A 16,541-nucleotide genomic window follows, 5' to 3' on the forward strand; every position below is an offset into this window, starting at 1 on the left:
ATCCTTGTGGATGACTCTCAGGTGAGGTTCTTGATCTGATTGGTAAGGTCGGTTATGATGCGCTGGAGTGCCAGGTCCGCCTGAAGCTCGGTGGTGATTTTTTCGTAAGCGTGGAGAACCGTGGTATGGTCACGGCCACCGAAGCACTCGCCGATTTTGGGCAGTGAGAGCTCGGTAAGCTCGCGACAGAGATACATAGCTATCTGCCGCGGGTAGGCAACCGCCCGGTTGCGTTTTTTCGTTTTGAGGTCTTCGGGACGGAGGTTGTAATACTTCGCGACCACTTCCTGAATAAGTTCGGCGGTTATCGGGCGTGGCTGGGAAAGTTTAAAAACGTCCTTTAGTGCTGTGGCCGCCGTTTCCGGCGTTATCGGGCTGGTGGTGAGGGCGGCGTAAGCAACAATACGGGTAAACGCGCCTTCGAGCTCCCGAATGTTCGACTGAATCTTGTCGGCGATGTAGAGGAGTGTCTCGTCGGGCACGTCGATGTTTTCAAGCTGTGCCTTTTTACGAAGGATAGCGACACGTGTTTCTAGGTCCGGAGGTTGAATGTCGGAGATAAGACCCCACTCGAAACGCGAGCGGAGGCGGTCCTCAAGGGTGGGAATCTCCTTCGGCGGCCGGTCGCTGGAAATGACAATCTGGCGCGAAGATTCATATAGGGTGTTGAAAGTGTGGAAAAATTCCTCCTGAGTGCGTTCTTTTCCGGCGAGGAACTGGATGTCGTCAATAAGTAGGACGTCAACGTTGCGGTATTTTTCCCGAAACTTGATGGTTTCGTTGAGGCGCAGGGCGTCAATCAGCTCGTTAGTAAACTTCTCCGTAGTGACATAAAAGACCCGGAGGTGCGGTCCTTTGGCGGTGATGTGGTGGCCAATGGCGTGCATCAGGTGTGTTTTACCCAAACCCACCCCGCCGTATATGAACAGGGGGTTGTAGGCGCGGGCAGGCGCCTCAGCGACGGCAAGAGCGGCTGCATGGGCGAAACGGTTAGAGTTGCCCACGACGAAGTTATCGAAAGTGTACTTGGGATTAAGGTAGGTCCCGGAATAGGAGAGTTCAGGGCGCGGGCGCGCTGCCATGTAGGCGTCGATCTCGTCCGGCAAAATGAAGCGGACAACAAGCTCCTTGCCGAGGGCGCTGCTTAACGCCTCTTTCAGGAGGGGAGCGTAGCGCTGGGTGAGCCAGTCACGGGAGAAAGTGTTTGGAGCGGCTACGTATAGAGTGTTATCGCTAAAAGAAACGGGTTCAAGGGGTTTGAGCCAGTGCTCAAAAGAGTGTTTGGCAACTACCTTTTCAAGGTTAAGCATAATTTGGCCCCACGCTTGTTTAATTTCGGGATTAAGCACGCCTCTCCCTCCGGAAAAAGTTTTCACTTGCCAACAGATGCGTCCACAAGGTTATACACAACCTGTGGATAAAGGAAAACGCAGGCAGCGGTGCCATTGCCGCGCATTTTAGTTTTATCCTATCAAAGGAGGGGTAGATTATCAACAACCGATTTCGGCAGCAGGCTTGGGAGATAGGAGGCGCGGGCCTTTCGCTTGACCGCTCAGAAGTGGTAGGGTATAATTTTGCTGTACTTTTAGGGGACCGGTAATTTTGAGTTAGTCTGGAGGTGAAAAGAAGTGAAGCGGACTTACCAGCCGAAGGTGAGAAGGCGGAAGCGGGAGCACGGCTTCCTCAAGAGGATGCGGAGCCGGAGCGGTCGCAACGTTATCAAGAGGCGCCGCCTTAAGGGTAGAAAGAGGCTGACAGCGTAAGTGGGGCGGCGCTTTTGATATTGGCGGCGCGGGGAAGAAGGGGCGCGTGGAACTTAACGCGGCTGAGTGAGCAGGAGTTTGCGCGTGTTTTCCGGAAAGGGAAGCGAGCCACGGCGGGAGCAGTGGTGGTGTACCGCGCGGCGAACGGTGGGATCGGACCCCGGGTTGGTGTGGCGGTTAGCCGGAAGGTGGGAAAAGCCGTGCGGCGAAATAGGATCCGGCGGCTCCTGCGAGAGGCCTTTCGGTGCAACCCAGATTGGTTCGAGACGGGTTACGACTACGTATTGTTAGCCAGAGAGACCGCGGCGGGAGAAGGATACCAGGATATCGCCCGGCAAGTGAGGGAGGCACTGAGGAGGCTAACCTAGGTGGCTATGAAACGGCTTGTGATCCTTCTGATCCGGAGTTACCAGGTTGCACTATCACCCCTAGTGCCGCCCCGGTGCCGTTTTTACCCCACGTGCTCGTGTTACGCGGTGGAAGCGATAGAGCGGTACGGCGTGCTGCGCGGCGGGCTAATGGCGCTTAAGCGCCTCTTACGTTGTCATCCTTTCGGGCGGGGCGGTTACGATCCCGTGCCGCGTGATTTGAGGAGGTAAAACTTTGCACGGTTTCTTTGCGGGACTCGTGGACGGCATGACGCTCTTGCTGAACTGGCTTTACGGGGTAACGGGCGCTTTAGGGATTCCCAACTACGGCCTGGCGATTATCCTGCTGACCATACTGGTAAAGGTTGTACTCTACCCGCTTAACTACAAACAAATGCACTCGATGCTGGCGATGCAGCGCCTCCAACCGAGGCTGAAGGAGATCCAGGAAAAATACCGGAAAGACCCGCAGAAGTTGCAGCAGAAGGTAATGGAACTCTACCAGGAGCACGGCATTAACCCGATGTCGGGTTGCTTGCCGCTTCTCATCCAGCTACCGATATTGATCGCGCTATACCGCTCCCTTTTGAATCTTTTTAGCCGGCCAGGCGTAGAGAACCTTCACTTTTTATGGATCAGTAACCTGGGCCATAAGGGAATCACCAGCCCCACCGACATCATTTTGCCGCTTCTGGCGGGGGCGACTACCTACTGGCAGATGAAGATCACGCCGCAGGGCGGCGGGCAGCAAGAGATGCAACGGGTAATGACGCTGACGATGCCTCTCTTTATCATGTGGATCACCACTACCCTCCCGGCGGGCCTGGGGCTTTACTGGGTTGTCTATAACATCCTCACGATAATCCAGCAGTACATGATGAACCGGCGACTCTTCGCGCGGGAAAAGGAGGCTGTCGAGGGTGAGGGAAGTCGTTAAAAGCGGGAAGACAGTCGAGGAGGCCGTTGCGCAGGCGTTAAACGAGCTTGGGGCGAGGCCGGATGAGGTAACGGTAGAGGTTTTAAGCGAGCCAACGCGGGGCGTTCTCGGTTTCATAGGCGCAAAGCCGGCGGTAGTGCGGGTTGTGGTGCAGGAAGGGCTCGGCAGCAGGGCGGCGTCGTTAGTGCAGAGCATCCTTGGCGCGATGGGTCTGAGCGGGCAAGTTAGCGTGAGGGAGGACGCGGAAGCGATCTATATAGAGATCAACGGTGAAAAGCTAGGCGCACTAATCGGGCGACGGGGTGAGACGCTAAACGCGCTGCAGTACTTGGTCGCCCTGGCGGTGAACCGGGGCGAGGAGGAGAAGAAACGCGTTTTTATCGACGTGGGCGGCTATAGAAAGAAGCGGGACGAAACACTGCGAGCGCTGGCGTTGAAGCTCGCCGACAAGGTGAAGCGGCGGGGGCGGAGCATCGTCCTGGAACCGATGAGCCCGCATGAGCGGCGGATCATTCATATGACGCTCAGAGAACGCGAGGATATTTATACGTTCAGTGAAGGGGAGGAACCTTTTCGGAAGATTGTAATCTCGCCGCGGAAATAGCTGGTGGTTTATAGATGCAGGGAGATACAATTGCGGCGATTGCGACGCCTCTCGGGGAGGGAGGCGTTGGCATTGTAAAGGTAAGTGGCCCGGACGCGGTAACGATTGCGAGCAAGGTCTTCCGGCCGAAAAAAAACCGCAAGTGGGCAGAAGGACCGGCGTATCGCCTGGTATACGGACACGTGGTTGATCCGCAGACTGGGGTGGTGATCGACGAGGTCCTTCTTTCTTTTATGCGGGCGCCATATAGCTACACAACCGAGGACGTGGTGGAGTTTAACTGCCACGGTGGCTTCGTAGCGGTGCAACAGGTGCTTGAGGTGATCCTGCGTGCGGGAGCGCGGCTGGCGGAGCCGGGGGAATTCACGCAGCGGGCTTTCTTAGGGGGGCGCATCGATCTGTGTCAGGCGGAGGCGGTGCTAGACGTGATCCGCGCCGCGACGGCGGAAGGGCTTCGGGTCGCCCAGGGACAGTTAGGGGGGCGGCTCACCGCAGCGGTGCGAAAGCTACGGCAGGAGGCACTGGAGTTGCTGGCCGCTGTCGAAGCGGGGATCGACTTTCCGGATGACGTTCCCGGGCCGGAGCCGGCGGAGATCGCCCGGAGGGTGGAAAGACTTCTGAAACAGGGAGAGGTAATGATAGAAAACGCTGCGGCGGGTGCCGTTTACCGGGATGGTGTGGTAACGGTGCTTGCGGGAAAGGCGAATGTTGGGAAGTCTTCGCTGCTCAACGCGCTGGCGGGCCGCGAAAGGGCGATTGTCAGCGCGGTGCCAGGGACGACGCGCGATATCATTGAGGAGGTTGTCAACGTTAAGGGTATCCCCCTGCGGGTACTCGATACGGCCGGTATCCGCGACGCGGTTGAGGAAGTAGAAAAGATCGGTGTGGAACGCGCCAGGGAAGCACTGGGAGCTGCACAGTTGGTCATTGTGGTCTTAGACGCCGTGACCGGAATCACCGCTGAGGATGTGGCGGTTTTTGCGGCGTGCGACGGGCAGGAACGGGTGGTCGCGGTGAACAAGGTCGATGTGGCAGGCAGAGAGACGATAACCCGGGCGGAAATAGAGGCGCTGGCGGGGGAAGTTCCGGTGGTGTATGTTTCGGCGGTGACCGGTGAAGGGCTGACAGAGCTGGGGGACGCGATTGCGGGGAAGGTATTCGGCGGACGGGTACTACGGCCGGACGAGGTGGTAGTTAGCCGGGCGCGGCACAAAGAGGCGCTCCGGCGGTTCGTAGCGGCGCTACGGGCGGCACGGGACGGGGTTGCGGGGGGTCTGCCGGAGGACGTGGTGAGTCTCGATTTGCGCAGGGCGGTAGATGCGCTGGGCGAGATCACGGGCGAAACGGTGACCGAGGATGTTGTCGAGCGCATCTTTCGGGATTTCTGCGTGGGGAAGTGAGGTGTCCGGGGTGTATGCGGCGGGCGAATATGATGTGGTAGTAGTCGGTGCCGGACATGCGGGTTGTGAGGCGGCGCTGGCGGCGGCGCGCATGGGAGCGCGGACCGTGCTTCTGACGCTCAACCGGGACCTAGTGGCCCAAATGCCGTGCAACCCGGCGGTAGGCGGGCCGGCGAAGGGCCACCTGGTGCGGGAGATCGATGCTCTGGGCGGGGAAATGGCCCTTAATACGGACCGGGCGGCCATCCAGATAAGGATGTTAAATACGGGTAAGGGACCTGCGGTCAGGGCGCTCCGGGCACAGACCGACAAGGAGATATACCGCCGGGAGATGCTGCGAGTGATCGAACGGGAAACGCTCCTTTTGTTACGCCAGGCTCGTGTGGAGCGGATCGTGTTGGCAGGCGGCAGGGTACGGGGCGTACTTACCGAGACGGGCGCGTTTTTCGGGTGCCGGGCGCTGGTTGTTACCACGGGGACCTACCTGCGGTCGCGGATCGTGGTTGGCGATGCGGCTTACGCCGGCGCGCCGAACGGGCAACTTCCGGCGGTCGGTCTTGCGGAGAGTTTGAAAGAACTTGGGCTTAAGCTGGGGCGCTTTAAAACGGGAACGTCGCCGCGCGTAGCGCGCCGGAGCATTGATTTTAGCAAAATGACGCCGCAGTACGGTGATGACATCAAGGACCAGACCTTCTCTTTCCTGGGAGAACGGCGGGCGAGGGAACAGGAGCCCTGCTGGCTAACCTATACAACGCCGGAGACGCACCGGATCATCCGGGAGAACCTGCACCGGGCGCCTCTTTTCTCGGGGGTGATCAAGGGCCGGGGGCCGCGCTACTGCCCCTCTATCGAGACGAAAGTGGTCCAGTTCGAGCGGGAGCGGCACCAGGTCTTTATCGAGCCGGAGGGATGGGACTCGGGCGAGATGTATATCCAGGGGCTGAGCACAAGTCTGCCGGAGGACGTGCAGATAGCCATGGTGCGGAGTGTACCGGGCCTGGAGAACGCCGTGATCACGCGGATCGGCTACGCCATCGAGTACGATTACGTGGAGCCGCGACAGCTCTACCCGACCCTTATGGTGAAAAATATCCCGGGGCTTTTCTTGGCGGGCCAGATTAACGGGACATCCGGCTACGAGGAGGCGGCGGCCCAGGGACTCGTTGCCGGGATTAACGCGGTGCTTTTCCTGCGCGAGGAAGAGCCCCTGGTAATTGGGCGGGACGAAGGTTACATCGGGGTTTTAATCGACGACTTGGTGACGAAAGGGACGGAGGAGCCATACCGGTTACTGACGGCGCGGGCTGAGTACCGGCTCTTACTACGTCAGGACAATGCGGACCTGCGCCTTACCGAAAAAGGGCGGCGGGTCGGGCTGGTGAGCGAGGAGCGGTACGACCGCTACATGCGGCGCCGGGAAGCGATCGAACGCGAGGTTGCCAGGCTGCGAGAGGTTGTAGTACCGCGCGAGGTTGTCGCCAGGCTGCTTGCCGGAAAGGGGGGCGGGATGCCCGGGAGGAGTTACCGGGCGGCGGAACTGCTCCGCCGGCCTGACGTTTGTTACCGGGACCTGGTGGCGGCGGGGGTGCTCGGCGAGGGGGCGGCGCCCGACGTGGCGGCAGAGGCGGAGAACCAGATCAAATATGAAGGGTATATCCGCCAGCAGGTGGCGGAGGTGGCGCGTTTCCGGAAGATGGAGGAAAAAAGAATCCCGGCCGATATAGATTACGACCGGGTAGGCGGGCTTTCGAACGAGGCCAAGGAGAAACTGAAAGCCATAAGGCCGCTCTCTGTCGGGCAGGCGGCGCGGATCAGCGGGGTTTCCAGTAGCGATATCGCGGCCCTTTTAATTTATCTAAAACGCCTCAAGGAATCGGGATAAGCAGTGACATTTACGGCGGTACTACGGAGCGGCTTAACGGAACTGGGAGTTGAACTAGAGCCAGGAGCAGAGGGTTTGCTTGCGGAATTTTTTGGTTTAGTAAAGGAGGCGGCCGCGGGGCTAAATCTTACGGCGATTAAGGAACCAGAAGAGGCAGCCGTGAAGCATTTCGTTGATTCGCTGGCGCTTCTCCGGTGGGTTTCCTTGGGGGAGGGCGACCGGTTGCTCGATTTGGGCAGCGGGGCGGGGTTTCCGGGCGTGCCGCTCGCGGTGGCGGCGCCTGGTTGCCGCTTTTTTCTTTTAGAGGCCGTGCGGAAAAAGTGCTTCTTTCTTGAACAAGCAGTTAAGCGCTTGGGCTTGACGAATACCACGGTGGTGTGCGGGCGGGCGGAGGAATACGGGCGTCTGGATAGGTACCGGGAACAGTTCGGTTGGGTAGTGGCGCGGGGTGTGGCGGCGCTGCGGGAGCTCGCAGAGTACGCGCTACCATTCGTGGCTGTCGGCGGGTGCTTTGTAGCGTATAAGGGGCCACGGGCGGCGGCGGAGATAGAGGCGGCGCGGGAGGCCTTGGAATTACTCGGGGGCCGGGTAGAGGAAATGGTAACGTACAGTCTCCCTAGAGGAGGCGAGAAGCGGGTGCTGGTATTTATCCGGAAGGAAAGGGCTACACCGGCGCAATTTCCGCGGCGGGCGGGAGTAGCGCGGAAGCGGCCGCTTTGACTAGCGGCAGGAGGAGTTTGTTGGCGGGCGTTGAATTGTTAAGGCAAAAAGGGGCTATTTGAGGAAAAGGAAGGCAGGCGAGAAGGTTGAGCAGGGTAATCGCGATCGCCAACCAAAAGGGAGGCGTAGCGAAAACGACTACGGCCGTAAACCTCGGCGCCTGCCTTGCTATGCTGGGGCGAAGAACGCTTGTGGTTGACGCTGATCCGCAGGGAAACGCGTCGAGCGGACTGGGGGTTAGCCCGGCAAAGGTTTCGCGGTCGCTTTACGATGTGCTTGTTGGGGGGGTGCCGCTGCGCGCGGCGGTTGTGCGGTGCCCCTGGGTTGAACAGTTGGATGTGGTTCCGGCAAACCTGAGTCTTGCCGGCGCGGAGGTAGAACTGGTTGGTGTTGCCGGGCGGGAAAGCGTGTTGGCGCGGGGACTGGCCGAAGTGAAGAGTGATTACACCTTTATCCTGATCGACTGTCCCCCTTCGCTCGGGCTGTTGACGCTTAACGCGCTAACGGCAGCCGATTCGGTGATTATCCCGATCCAGTGCGAGTATTACGCGCTCGAAGGGGTGGGGCACCTGCTGAATACGATTCAGTTGGTGAAGAGACGGCTAAATCCGCGTTTGGAGATCGAAGGCGTTCTGTTGACGATGTTTAACGGGCGGACTAATTTGTCGATCCAGGTGGCGGAAGAAGTGAAGAAGCATTTTCGGCAGAAGGTATACCGGACCATCATTCCCCGGAACGTGCGGTTGAGCGAGGCGCCGAGCCACGGCATGCCAGTAGTGGTGTACGACCCGCGGAGCCGCGGCGCGGAGGTTTACTTCGAGCTAGCAAAGGAAGTGATGGGCGGTGAGTAAGGCGCGCGGTCTCGGACGGGGTCTGGACGCGCTCATCCCGGTGGTAACGGATGCGGGCGAGGAGCTGCGCGAGATCGAGATCGAGAGGATCCGGCCTAATCCCCGGCAGGCGCGTGAGGTCTGGGATGAGGAGGGGCTCCGCGAACTGGCGGCTTCGATCCGGGAGCATGGTTTGTTACAACCGGTGGTGGTACGGCCGGTGGGCGACGGCTACGAGATTGTAGCGGGAGAAAGGCGTTGGCGGGCGTGCCGAATGCTGGGTTGGGAGAAGATTCTGGCGCTGGTGCGCAGCTATGATGACGAGCAGACGGCCGTGGCGCTGTTAGTGGAGAATTTGCAACGTGCGGACCTGAACCCGCTTGAGGAGGCGGCCGCCTACCGGCGGCTGATGGAAGAGTTCGGGTTGACGCAGGAAGAGATCGCCCGCCGCGTGGGGAAGAGCAGGGCGGCGGTGGGGAACACGTTACGTTTGCTGGCATTGCCGGCGGGGGTAGTGGCGCTGTTGCGGCGGGGCGAGTTAAGCGCCGGACACGCGCGCGCCCTGCTGTCTTTGGGCGATGCGGGGCGGCAGGAGGAGCTGGCGCAGCGGGTGGCGGCGAAGGGATTGTCGGTGCGGCAGGTAGAGGAGCTCGTGCGGCGGGAGCAGGAAGCGGCGGCGGCAAGAGAAACCGGAAGCGGGGGCGTGGCCCTGGACGAGGAACTGGCAGGAGCGGTTGCCCAGATCGGGGCGAAGTTGCGGGCGAAGGTGGCGGTGCGGCCGCTGCGGCGGGGGTGGCGGGTGGAACTCAGTTTTAGAGAGCGGGAGGACCTTGATCGTTTTTTTGAGAAGGTCTGCGGGCAAAAAGTTTCACGTGAAACCTGACGGTGAAACAGGTCGCTATGGACGCGTTTACAAAAGGCCTTATTCTCGGGCTGTTGATCGGGGAGGGTCATTTTGGCGGTGACGGGCGCCAGCCCCACGTTACCCTGCGCATGCACGCCCGGCACGAAAAACTCTTTACCTGGCTCGTCGCTGCCGTTCCGGGTTCCCGCCTCTACGGTCCCTATAACCACGGGGGGCGCGTCTACTACCAGTGGATGGTGCGGGGCGCGCCGCTCCGGGAATTGCTGGCCCGGCTTGATCCCGGTATCCTAGCGACGCTTGATCCGCCAACGTACGAGCGGCTCCAGAAAATGAAGCGTGATTACGGGTTAGATTAAGAGTGGGCGCTGGCGTTTTTCTCTCGCTCCAGGCCACGCGTCTTCTCGTGCTTCTAAACTACCGGAGGTGGCAAAACCACAGGTGATTACAGGGGTTTTCTTTCTCCACTACGGCCTCTATATCGTTGCCGCGGCGGCCTTTCTCGGACTTCTCTCCTGCCTGCTGGCCATCAGCGCCCTGGTTAAACTCGCTGGTCTTTACCGCGCTAACCGCCTTCTTTTACGGCTGGCCCGCGATCCGGCCTTTATCGCCAACATAGAGCAGCTAGCCGGTGATCTCGAAAACCTTTCCCGGCGGGTGGATGCTCTGAGCGGCGAACAGGAGCAACTTGGTCGTCTGCTGCGCAAATGCGCGCGGACACCCGTGCTCAAGCGTTTCACTGCCTTCCCCGACGTTGGCGGCGATCTCAGCTTCAGCCTCGCCCTCCTCGACGGCGAAGGCAACGGGGTGATCCTGACCAGTCTATACGGGCGGGACGAATCCAGGACCTATGCCAAGCAGGTAACGGCAGGAGCCGCGGTCAGCCGTATTTCGAGCGAGGAGGAAGAAGTGCTCCGGGCGGCGCGCCAGCAAAGTTAAGGCCTACGCCGCATCAGCAGGGTTTCTGCCGACCATTATAAATTTGGGGGGATTAAAACATGTTTGCCGACCGCATTGATGCCGGCCGCCGTCTTGCCGCCCACCTCGCCGGCAGGACATATGAGAACGGTCTCGTTGTGGCTATTCCTCGTGGCGGGGTCGTCGTCGGCGCTGAGATTGCCCGGGCCCTCCAACTGCCGCTCGATATCATCATCCCCCGCAAGATTGGAGCCCCCCATAACCCAGAGCTGGCTATCGGGGCGGTTACTCAGGACGGCACCGCGATTTTCAATGAAGAGTTGCTGCGCCATTTTCACCTTCCCGAGGAAATCAGGGAGCGGCTGGTTGCGGCGGCCGTTGCCGAAACCAGCCGCCGCCTGCAGCTTTACCGCCACGGCAAGCCCCAACCCTCCTGGCGTGACCGGACGATAATTCTTACCGATGACGGCATCGCGACCGGCTACACGGTACTCGCGGCGCTCCGCTCGCTCCGCCGGGCCGACCCGAAGGAAATCATCCTGGCGGTGCCGGTTGCCCCCCCAGACACCATAGAGTTTCTCGAACCCGAGGTCGATGAGTTGGTTTGTCTCCTCGTCCCGGAGGTTTTTCTCGCCGTCGGACAGTTCTATTACCACTTCGACCAGACGAGCGACGAAGAGGTAATCGCCCTTCTTGAAGAACTCGGTCCGAAAGCCCAGTAGATCCGCCCGGTCTGCCGGTATATACCGCCCGGGAAAAGCCTATACTAACCGCAGAAGCGGCTATACTGACGACATAAGGGGGTAAATCCGGTGGTTAAGGTTGCGGTTGACGAGGGCCTCTCAGGTCTGCGGAATCTTCTCACAAGCGAGGGCTTCGAGGTGGTTCACCCTGAAAACGCCTCCGGTGCGGTGGCGCTGGTGACCAACGGGCTCCAGGAGAACATGCTCAATATGCAGGAGATGACCTTCCGCGGCCCCGTGATCGACGCGCGGGGGAAAACACCGGGGGAGATCCTTGCGGCGGTGCGGGCGGCGCTGGAACGGCGCTAGGACTGTTGGCGCAGCCGTACGGAACCCTCCAGAGCTATTCCGGGCGGCGCATTTCATTCACTGACCCGGGAAAGGATTACGCGCCCAGCCTCCTCCCAGAAGAGCGCTAGTACTCCCATTCATTTCTTGCCTGTCTCGCAACGTCGCTACAGCTATCCGGTCTATCACCGGCTCCTGGTCCGGACTGTTCCCCACTCCAATGCCCCGCGCGTTTTCTCCTCAGCAGCCGCTACGGCGAGAAAAGCCGCGGCGATTACTTCCGCTTGGCGCATTACCACGCTGAGGCGAGTGTTTTGGAGGACCAAATATTCCATAAAACCGCCCACATTAACGACGGCGGTAACGTGCAGGTGACCAACCGGCGGGAGCGACTTGTTTACCCCGGCGCCGGGCAGCAAAGGCCCGGTCCCCACGTTGATCTGCCCGACGTTCTCCAGATAGCCCAGGGACGCGTCTACCGCAATGATGAGGGGATTACGGTGGGCACGGTAAATTTTGCCGAGTTTCTCCTTGAGATTTGCGGCATGTACCGGTTCCGCAAGCGTGCCGTAAACGTAATAGTAGCTTCCCCCGGCCGCTACGACCTTGCTTCCTACCAGGGGCCCCAAGGAATCCCCTGTAGAACGGTCGGTGCCTATGCACAGGAGTACCTTCGGCGCGTCGCTACCCGCGCGGCAGCGCGATAGCCTCTCGCGAATATCCGCAGCGAGTAGCGCCACCGCTTGCGGATCCTCGTAGTGGATGCGGAATTTCGCCGGCACTGACTCTGCCGTGACGTGGGTAATGGCCGGAAATTCTTCCATCGGAAGCTCAAACCTCCAAAAAGGGATGACGCGACACGGATGAGAAATTTGTGCTGCTCTCCCTGGTAAACGGAAAAAACTATTATATTTATTGCCAGCAGCCGCGGGAAATATGCCCGCGGGACCGGAAGGTCTTAAGCAGGGAAAAAGGATTTTACCTCTGCGCAGCGAAGATGTCTTAGCAGGGCCGCCGGAGGCGCCCGGTAGCATGTCTCACGGCGGGTACACCACGGAAAGGAAAGCGCGCTGGTGCCGGTACCGGCCGGCCAAGAAGGCTTCTCCAAGGAGCCCTGGTCGTGGAAGGAGCGTAAAACGGGACGCTGTGAACTGGCTTGACATCATACTCCTTGCTGTCCTGGCGGTGGCGGCTTACCGAGGTCTGAAAACAGGTCTTCTGTTGAGCTGCGTGCGCCTTACCGGGCTGGTGGTAGCGTATTTTGTGGCGACGGCGTACCACCGTGCACTCGCTGACTTTTTAGAGGCCCAATGGCATCTCGCCGACCTGCTGGCAGCCTGGCTCAGCCAGTTTACCGGCTCTGGCGCAAATGTGGTTATGGCTGGGGGAGGGCAGGTTGCGGTGCCTGCTACCGTTTTCCCAGCGGGTAGCCCGCTCCTTCCGGGGGGCGGCACCGGGCTGCCGGGGAGGGCGGGTTTATACCCGGTAGCCCGGGGCATAATCGGCGCGGTATGCTTTTTCGCCCTCTTTGCGCTTACGGAACGCTTTTGGTATCTCGCCGGCAGCCGGCTGACCTTTTTCCGGCGCTGGTTCCCCTTTCTCCCTTTCGACCGCCTGGGTGGCCTTTTGTTGGGTGCTGCCTGGGGCTTTCTATGTGGCGCGGTACTGGTGCTGCTCCTTCTTCATGCAGCCGAATTTTATCGCGTCTTTAAGGGCCCAGAAAACTTTCTGGGCCGCACGCTCGTCACCTCGGCCCTCATGCCGTACTATAAGGGGCTGCTTAGGATAATGGCGGCGTTTCTGCCAGGCTCCTGGCAACATCTGGTAGCGGGTCCGTGCTGAGGTGGTACGGATTTGTTTGTCCTGCGCACCGGTGATCTGGTTCGGCTCCGAAAGCGTCATCCCTGCGGCAGTGACACCTGGGAGGTTCTCCGCACCGGCGTCGACGTTCGCCTGAAGTGTTGCGGGTGCGGCCGCATCATCCTGATCCCGCGGGAAAAGCTGCTACGCAGCCTCAAAGGCGGCAAACCTCTTGGTGGGGCGGAGTAAGGCGTCTGACGCCCGGGGTGCGGCAGGTGAAGTCCTCGGGAGCGAAAAAGGCTTGCCACCACCTGACGCCTATGGTAAAATAAGACCGCTTCCGCCACGACGGAAGGCAATAACTCCCTGCCCCGCCCTCTAAAGCGGGGCCGCCTGAGACCGAAGGGAGGTGAAGTGGTGCGGCAGTACGAGACCATGTACATCTTACGGACCGGGATCGACGAAGAAGCGACGGAGGTTGCAATCAACCGGTTTAAGTCGATCGTTGAAGAGAACGGTGGCGCCGTCGACCAGATCGACCGGTGGGGTAAGCGCCGCCTCGCCTACGAGATCGACAAGGAGCGCGACGGTTACTACGTGGTGATGCGTTTCAAGGCCGAACCGCCGGTGGCGAAAGAGCTTGACCGCGTCTTCAAGATCTCGGGCGATGTGCTCCGCCACATCATTATTCGCGAAGATTAGGTGGCGGTATAATGCTGAACCGGATCATTTTAATCGGACGTCTGGTCCGCGACCCGGAACTCCGCTACACACCGAGCGGCACGGCCGTTGCGGGCTTCACCATCGCGGTGGACCGGCCTTATGCCGCAAGGCAGGGCGAGCGCCAGACGGATTTCATCGATATTGTCGTCTGGCAGAAACAGGCTGAAGTCTGCCACCGGAACCTGACCAAGGGTCGTCTGGTAGCCGTCGAAGGGCGGCTGCAGGTTCGTTCTTACGAGGATAACCAGGGCATCCGGCGGAAGGCTGCCGAGGTGGTGGCGGATACGGTGCGGTTCCTGGACCGGCCCCGTGAGGGGGAGAAGGCTCCGGAGGGCGCCGCCCCGAATCAAGAAGGAGAATTTCCAGAACCCTTCGGGCAGGTCGTTGATTTTTCCGAAGACGACATTCCATTTTGAGGATGAGCACTCAGCGCAACGAAGGAGGTTGGGCGATGAAACGGGAACGGGGGCGTAACCGGCGCAAGAAGCGTATCTGCAGCTTCTGCGTGGAAAAAGTCCCGGTGGTAGATTATAAGGACGTAGCCCGGCTGAAAAAGTATATCACCGAGCGCGGGAAAATCCTGCCGCGCCGGATTTCCGGTAACTGTGCGCATCACCAGCGGATGCTGACGGTGGCGATAAAGCGCGCGCGCATAATGGCGCTGCTTCCCTTTGTGAGCGAGTAGCCGGGCGTGTTCTTTTGGTGGCGGAGAAGGCCTGCCGTCCAAATGCTGGTGCGGCGGCCTTAAATTTTTTTCGGGGGCGCCGCGCGCGCTCCCGGCTGCCGGGGCAGCAGGATTTCGGTGCGCCGCGTAGAACCTACAAGTTGGTGGCTTTAAGGGTGCCGGACCTTTACGGGGGGTATTGCGGTGCAGGTCGTCCTCTTAAAAGACGTTCCTTCTCTAGGCAAGGCAGGCGAGGTGGTATCAGTGGCGGAAGGGTACGCCCGCAACTACCTGATACCGCGGAAGTTAGCGGAGCCTGTCTCGCCGGGAAAACTTGAGGAGTTGCAGCGGGTCCGCCAGCAACGGGAAAAAAAGCAGGCAGAAATGCAGCGGCGGGCGGAAAAGGTGGCCGCCGCGCTTAAAGACCGGACGATTCCGGTACGGGTGAAGACAGGCGAAGGAGGGCGCCTTTTTGGCGCCGTTACCGCAAAGGATATCGCCGGGGTGCTGCAGCGGGAATGCGGTATCGCGATCGACAAGAAGCAGGTCGCGCTTCCGGCACCGCTTAAAGAGATAGGCACCTACCCGGTAACCGTCAGGCTGGCGCCGGGTGTTAGCGTTACTCTGCAGGTGGCGGTGCTGCCAGAATAATGAGGTGAGCGAAGGTGGCTACAGAGCTCCTCGAACGGCAACCGCCCCAGAACATAGATGCAGAGCAGGCCGTCCTGGGGGCCATTTTCCTGGACCCGGAAGTAATTCACCGCGTTATCGATCTCCTCAGGCCCGACGATTTCTACCAGGAACCGCACCGGCTCATTTATGAGGCGATGCTGGCGCTCAACGACGCCGGGGCGCCGCTTGACATCATCACCGTTACCGAGGAGCTGAAGCGACGCGGCAACCTCGACCGGGCTGGTGGGGCCAGCTATGTAGTAGCCCTGGCCGATGCTGTTCCTTCGCCGGCGCACGTCGAACATTACGCCCGGCTCGTGGCCGAAAAAGCCCTCTTACGGACGCTTATCCAGGCGGCGACCCGTATCCGGGACATGGGTTACGAATACGGGTCTGACCCCCGCCAGCTCCTGGGCGAAGCGGAACGAATGATCATGGAACTCGCCCAGGAGCGGGGTGGCTCCACCTTTACCCCGTTAGCGCAGATACTGGAGCAGGCCCTGCGCCACATCGAAGAGGTTTACCAGGCGCGGGGTGAGATGCTTGGCCTGCCGACAGGATTCATCGACGTAGACCGTTTGCTCAGCGGCCTCTGGCCCCAGGACCTGATCATCCTGGCGGCCCGGCCGAGCATGGGGAAAACCTCGCTGGCGCTTTCCATAGCGTTGAACGTGGCCAAGCGGGGTATCCCGGTTGGCTTTTTCAGCCTCGAGATGTCTAAGGAGCAACTCGTCCAGCGGCTGCTTACCGCAGAGGCGAAAGTAGACTACCGGCGCGTGCGGACGGCGGATCTGGAAGAGGAAGACTGGCAGAAGCTGAGCGAAGCGGCGGCACGGATCGCGCAGGCGGCGATATTTATCGATGATACACCGGGCCTCAGCGTGCGCGAGATGCGCGCGCGGGCAAGGCGCTTGCAGGCAGAGCACGGCTTGGGCCTCCTTGTAATAGACTATCTCCAGCTGATGCAGTCGCACCGGCGTGTGGAGAACCGCCAACAGGAAATAGCGGACATCTCCCGGTCCCTCAAGGGGTTGGCTAAGGAACTCAATATCCCGGTACTCGCCCTCTCCCAGCTCAGTCGGGCGGTTGAGCAGCGGCAGGATAAAAGGCCCGTGATGTCCGACCTCCGGGAATCGGGAGCACTGGAACAGGATGCGGACGTAATCATGTTTATCTACCGGGAGGAATACTACCGCCCGGAGACGGAAAAGAAAGGGATTGCAGAGGTTATCGTGGCCAAGCAGCGCAATGGTCCCGTTGGAACGGTAGAGCTGGCTTTCCTGCGGGAATTCACCTGCTTCGTTAACCTCGCGCGGGACCTGTAAGACCTGGGTCTGCGAAGGATTTAGCGCCTGTTTCCGATACAC

General features: G+C 60.1%; 23 protein-coding genes. 21 read left to right on the plus strand and 2 right to left on the minus strand.

Annotation, left to right across the window (positions count from 1 at the left end; all coding sequences use genetic code 11):
- Positions 1-17: 17 nt before the first annotated feature.
- Complete coding sequence (dnaA, locus tag EDD75_RS07105) at positions 18-1,349, minus strand: chromosomal replication initiator protein DnaA (protein WP_123930096.1); 1,332 nt, start codon at positions 1,347-1,349, stop codon at positions 18-20.
- A 279-nt stretch (positions 1,350-1,628) separates the two neighbouring features.
- On the opposite strand from dnaA, the gene rpmH reads away from it, so the two are divergent.
- The 14 genes from rpmH (at position 1,629) to EDD75_RS07175 (ending at position 11,336) form a co-directional block, all read left to right on the plus strand.
- Positions 1,629-1,763: a 50S ribosomal protein L34 gene (gene rpmH / locus EDD75_RS07110; RefSeq protein WP_123930099.1), complete on the plus strand. Its 135-nt coding sequence runs from the start codon at positions 1,629-1,631 to the stop codon at positions 1,761-1,763.
- Positions 1,764-1,783: 20 nt separating this feature from the next.
- Positions 1,784-2,131 (plus strand): ribonuclease P protein component, encoded by a 348-nt coding sequence (gene rnpA / locus EDD75_RS07115; RefSeq protein WP_211328123.1) that lies wholly within the window; start codon positions 1,784-1,786, stop codon positions 2,129-2,131.
- Between the two features lie 6 nt (positions 2,132-2,137).
- Positions 2,138-2,362, plus strand: coding sequence for a membrane protein insertion efficiency factor YidD (yidD, locus tag EDD75_RS07120; RefSeq protein ID WP_123930460.1), 225 nt, complete (start codon positions 2,138-2,140; stop codon positions 2,360-2,362).
- A 4-nt stretch (positions 2,363-2,366) separates the two neighbouring features.
- Entirely contained in the window at positions 2,367-3,068 is a 702-nt protein-coding gene (locus EDD75_RS07125) for a YidC/Oxa1 family membrane protein insertase (protein WP_123930106.1), read from the plus strand.
- On the plus strand, positions 3,052-3,672 hold the full coding sequence (jag, locus tag EDD75_RS07130) for an RNA-binding cell elongation regulator Jag/EloR (protein ID WP_123930109.1): 621 nt from the start codon (positions 3,052-3,054) through the stop codon (positions 3,670-3,672). Before EDD75_RS07125 ends, jag begins: the two co-directional genes overlap by 17 nt.
- Before the next feature lie 14 nt (positions 3,673-3,686).
- Entirely contained in the window at positions 3,687-5,072 is a 1,386-nt protein-coding gene (gene mnmE, locus EDD75_RS07135) for a tRNA uridine-5-carboxymethylaminomethyl(34) synthesis GTPase MnmE (protein WP_123930112.1), read from the plus strand.
- Position 5,073: 1 nt separating this feature from the next.
- On the plus strand, positions 5,074-6,954 hold the full coding sequence (gene mnmG / locus EDD75_RS07140) for a tRNA uridine-5-carboxymethylaminomethyl(34) synthesis enzyme MnmG (protein ID WP_281277482.1): 1,881 nt from the start codon (positions 5,074-5,076) through the stop codon (positions 6,952-6,954).
- Positions 6,955-7,029: 75 nt separating this feature from the next.
- Positions 7,030-7,674 (plus strand): 16S rRNA (guanine(527)-N(7))-methyltransferase RsmG, encoded by a 645-nt coding sequence (gene rsmG / locus EDD75_RS07145; protein WP_245963096.1) that lies wholly within the window; start codon positions 7,030-7,032, stop codon positions 7,672-7,674.
- Positions 7,675-7,760: 86 nt separating this feature from the next.
- The gene (locus tag EDD75_RS07150) at positions 7,761-8,525 is read left to right on the plus strand and encodes a ParA family protein (RefSeq protein ID WP_123930121.1); all 765 of its coding nucleotides are present in this window, start codon (positions 7,761-7,763) and stop codon (positions 8,523-8,525) included.
- Positions 8,518-9,387, plus strand: coding sequence for a ParB/RepB/Spo0J family partition protein (locus EDD75_RS07155; RefSeq protein WP_123930124.1), 870 nt, complete (start codon positions 8,518-8,520; stop codon positions 9,385-9,387). Before EDD75_RS07150 ends, EDD75_RS07155 begins: the two co-directional genes overlap by 8 nt.
- 2 nt (positions 9,388-9,389) lie before the next feature.
- Positions 9,390-9,725: a hypothetical protein gene (locus tag EDD75_RS07160; protein WP_245963097.1), complete on the plus strand. Its 336-nt coding sequence runs from the start codon at positions 9,390-9,392 to the stop codon at positions 9,723-9,725.
- Between the two features lie 82 nt (positions 9,726-9,807).
- Positions 9,808-10,305 (plus strand): DUF4446 family protein, encoded by a 498-nt coding sequence (locus EDD75_RS07165; RefSeq protein ID WP_170157753.1) that lies wholly within the window; start codon positions 9,808-9,810, stop codon positions 10,303-10,305.
- A 59-nt stretch (positions 10,306-10,364) separates the two neighbouring features.
- Positions 10,365-11,006: a phosphoribosyltransferase gene (locus EDD75_RS07170; RefSeq protein WP_123930128.1), complete on the plus strand. Its 642-nt coding sequence runs from the start codon at positions 10,365-10,367 to the stop codon at positions 11,004-11,006.
- A gap of 90 nt (positions 11,007-11,096) precedes the next feature.
- Complete coding sequence (locus EDD75_RS07175) at positions 11,097-11,336, plus strand: YkuS family protein (protein WP_123930131.1); 240 nt, start codon at positions 11,097-11,099, stop codon at positions 11,334-11,336.
- A 164-nt stretch (positions 11,337-11,500) separates the two neighbouring features.
- On the opposite strand, the gene yyaC is transcribed toward EDD75_RS07175, so the two are convergent.
- Positions 11,501-12,139 carry a spore protease YyaC gene (yyaC, locus tag EDD75_RS07180; RefSeq protein ID WP_123930134.1) on the minus strand — a complete coding sequence of 213 codons (639 nt, stop codon included), beginning with the start codon at positions 12,137-12,139 and terminating at the stop codon, positions 11,501-11,503.
- 322 nt (positions 12,140-12,461) lie between these two features.
- On the opposite strand from yyaC, the gene EDD75_RS07185 reads away from it, so the two are divergent.
- The 7 genes from EDD75_RS07185 to dnaB all read left to right on the plus strand — a co-directional run bounded on the left by EDD75_RS07185 (position 12,462) and on the right by dnaB (position 16,499).
- A complete protein-coding gene (locus EDD75_RS07185) occupies positions 12,462-13,157 on the plus strand; it encodes a CvpA family protein (RefSeq protein WP_170157754.1) in 696 nt (231 codons plus the stop codon).
- 12 nt (positions 13,158-13,169) lie between these two features.
- Positions 13,170-13,364 (plus strand): DUF951 domain-containing protein, encoded by a 195-nt coding sequence (locus EDD75_RS07190; protein ID WP_123930139.1) that lies wholly within the window; start codon positions 13,170-13,172, stop codon positions 13,362-13,364.
- A 168-nt stretch (positions 13,365-13,532) separates the two neighbouring features.
- Entirely contained in the window at positions 13,533-13,817 is a 285-nt protein-coding gene (rpsF, locus tag EDD75_RS07195; RefSeq protein WP_123930142.1) for a 30S ribosomal protein S6, read from the plus strand.
- Positions 13,818-13,828: 11 nt separating this feature from the next.
- Entirely contained in the window at positions 13,829-14,254 is a 426-nt protein-coding gene (locus EDD75_RS07200; RefSeq protein WP_123930145.1) for a single-stranded DNA-binding protein, read from the plus strand.
- A gap of 2 nt (positions 14,255-14,256) precedes the next feature.
- Positions 14,257-14,523 carry a 30S ribosomal protein S18 gene (rpsR, locus tag EDD75_RS07205; RefSeq protein ID WP_425451657.1) on the plus strand — a complete coding sequence of 89 codons (267 nt, stop codon included), beginning with the start codon at positions 14,257-14,259 and terminating at the stop codon, positions 14,521-14,523.
- A 183-nt stretch (positions 14,524-14,706) separates the two neighbouring features.
- The gene (rplI, locus tag EDD75_RS07210) at positions 14,707-15,153 is read left to right on the plus strand and encodes a 50S ribosomal protein L9 (protein ID WP_123930151.1); all 447 of its coding nucleotides are present in this window, start codon (positions 14,707-14,709) and stop codon (positions 15,151-15,153) included.
- 14 nt (positions 15,154-15,167) lie between these two features.
- The gene (gene dnaB, locus EDD75_RS07215; RefSeq protein WP_123930154.1) at positions 15,168-16,499 is read left to right on the plus strand and encodes a replicative DNA helicase; all 1,332 of its coding nucleotides are present in this window, start codon (positions 15,168-15,170) and stop codon (positions 16,497-16,499) included.
- Positions 16,500-16,541 lie beyond the last annotated feature (42 nt).

The organism is Thermodesulfitimonas autotrophica (assembly GCF_003815015.1).
Classification (GTDB): Bacteria; Bacillota; Desulfotomaculia; order Desulfotomaculales; family Ammonificaceae; genus Thermodesulfitimonas; species Thermodesulfitimonas autotrophica.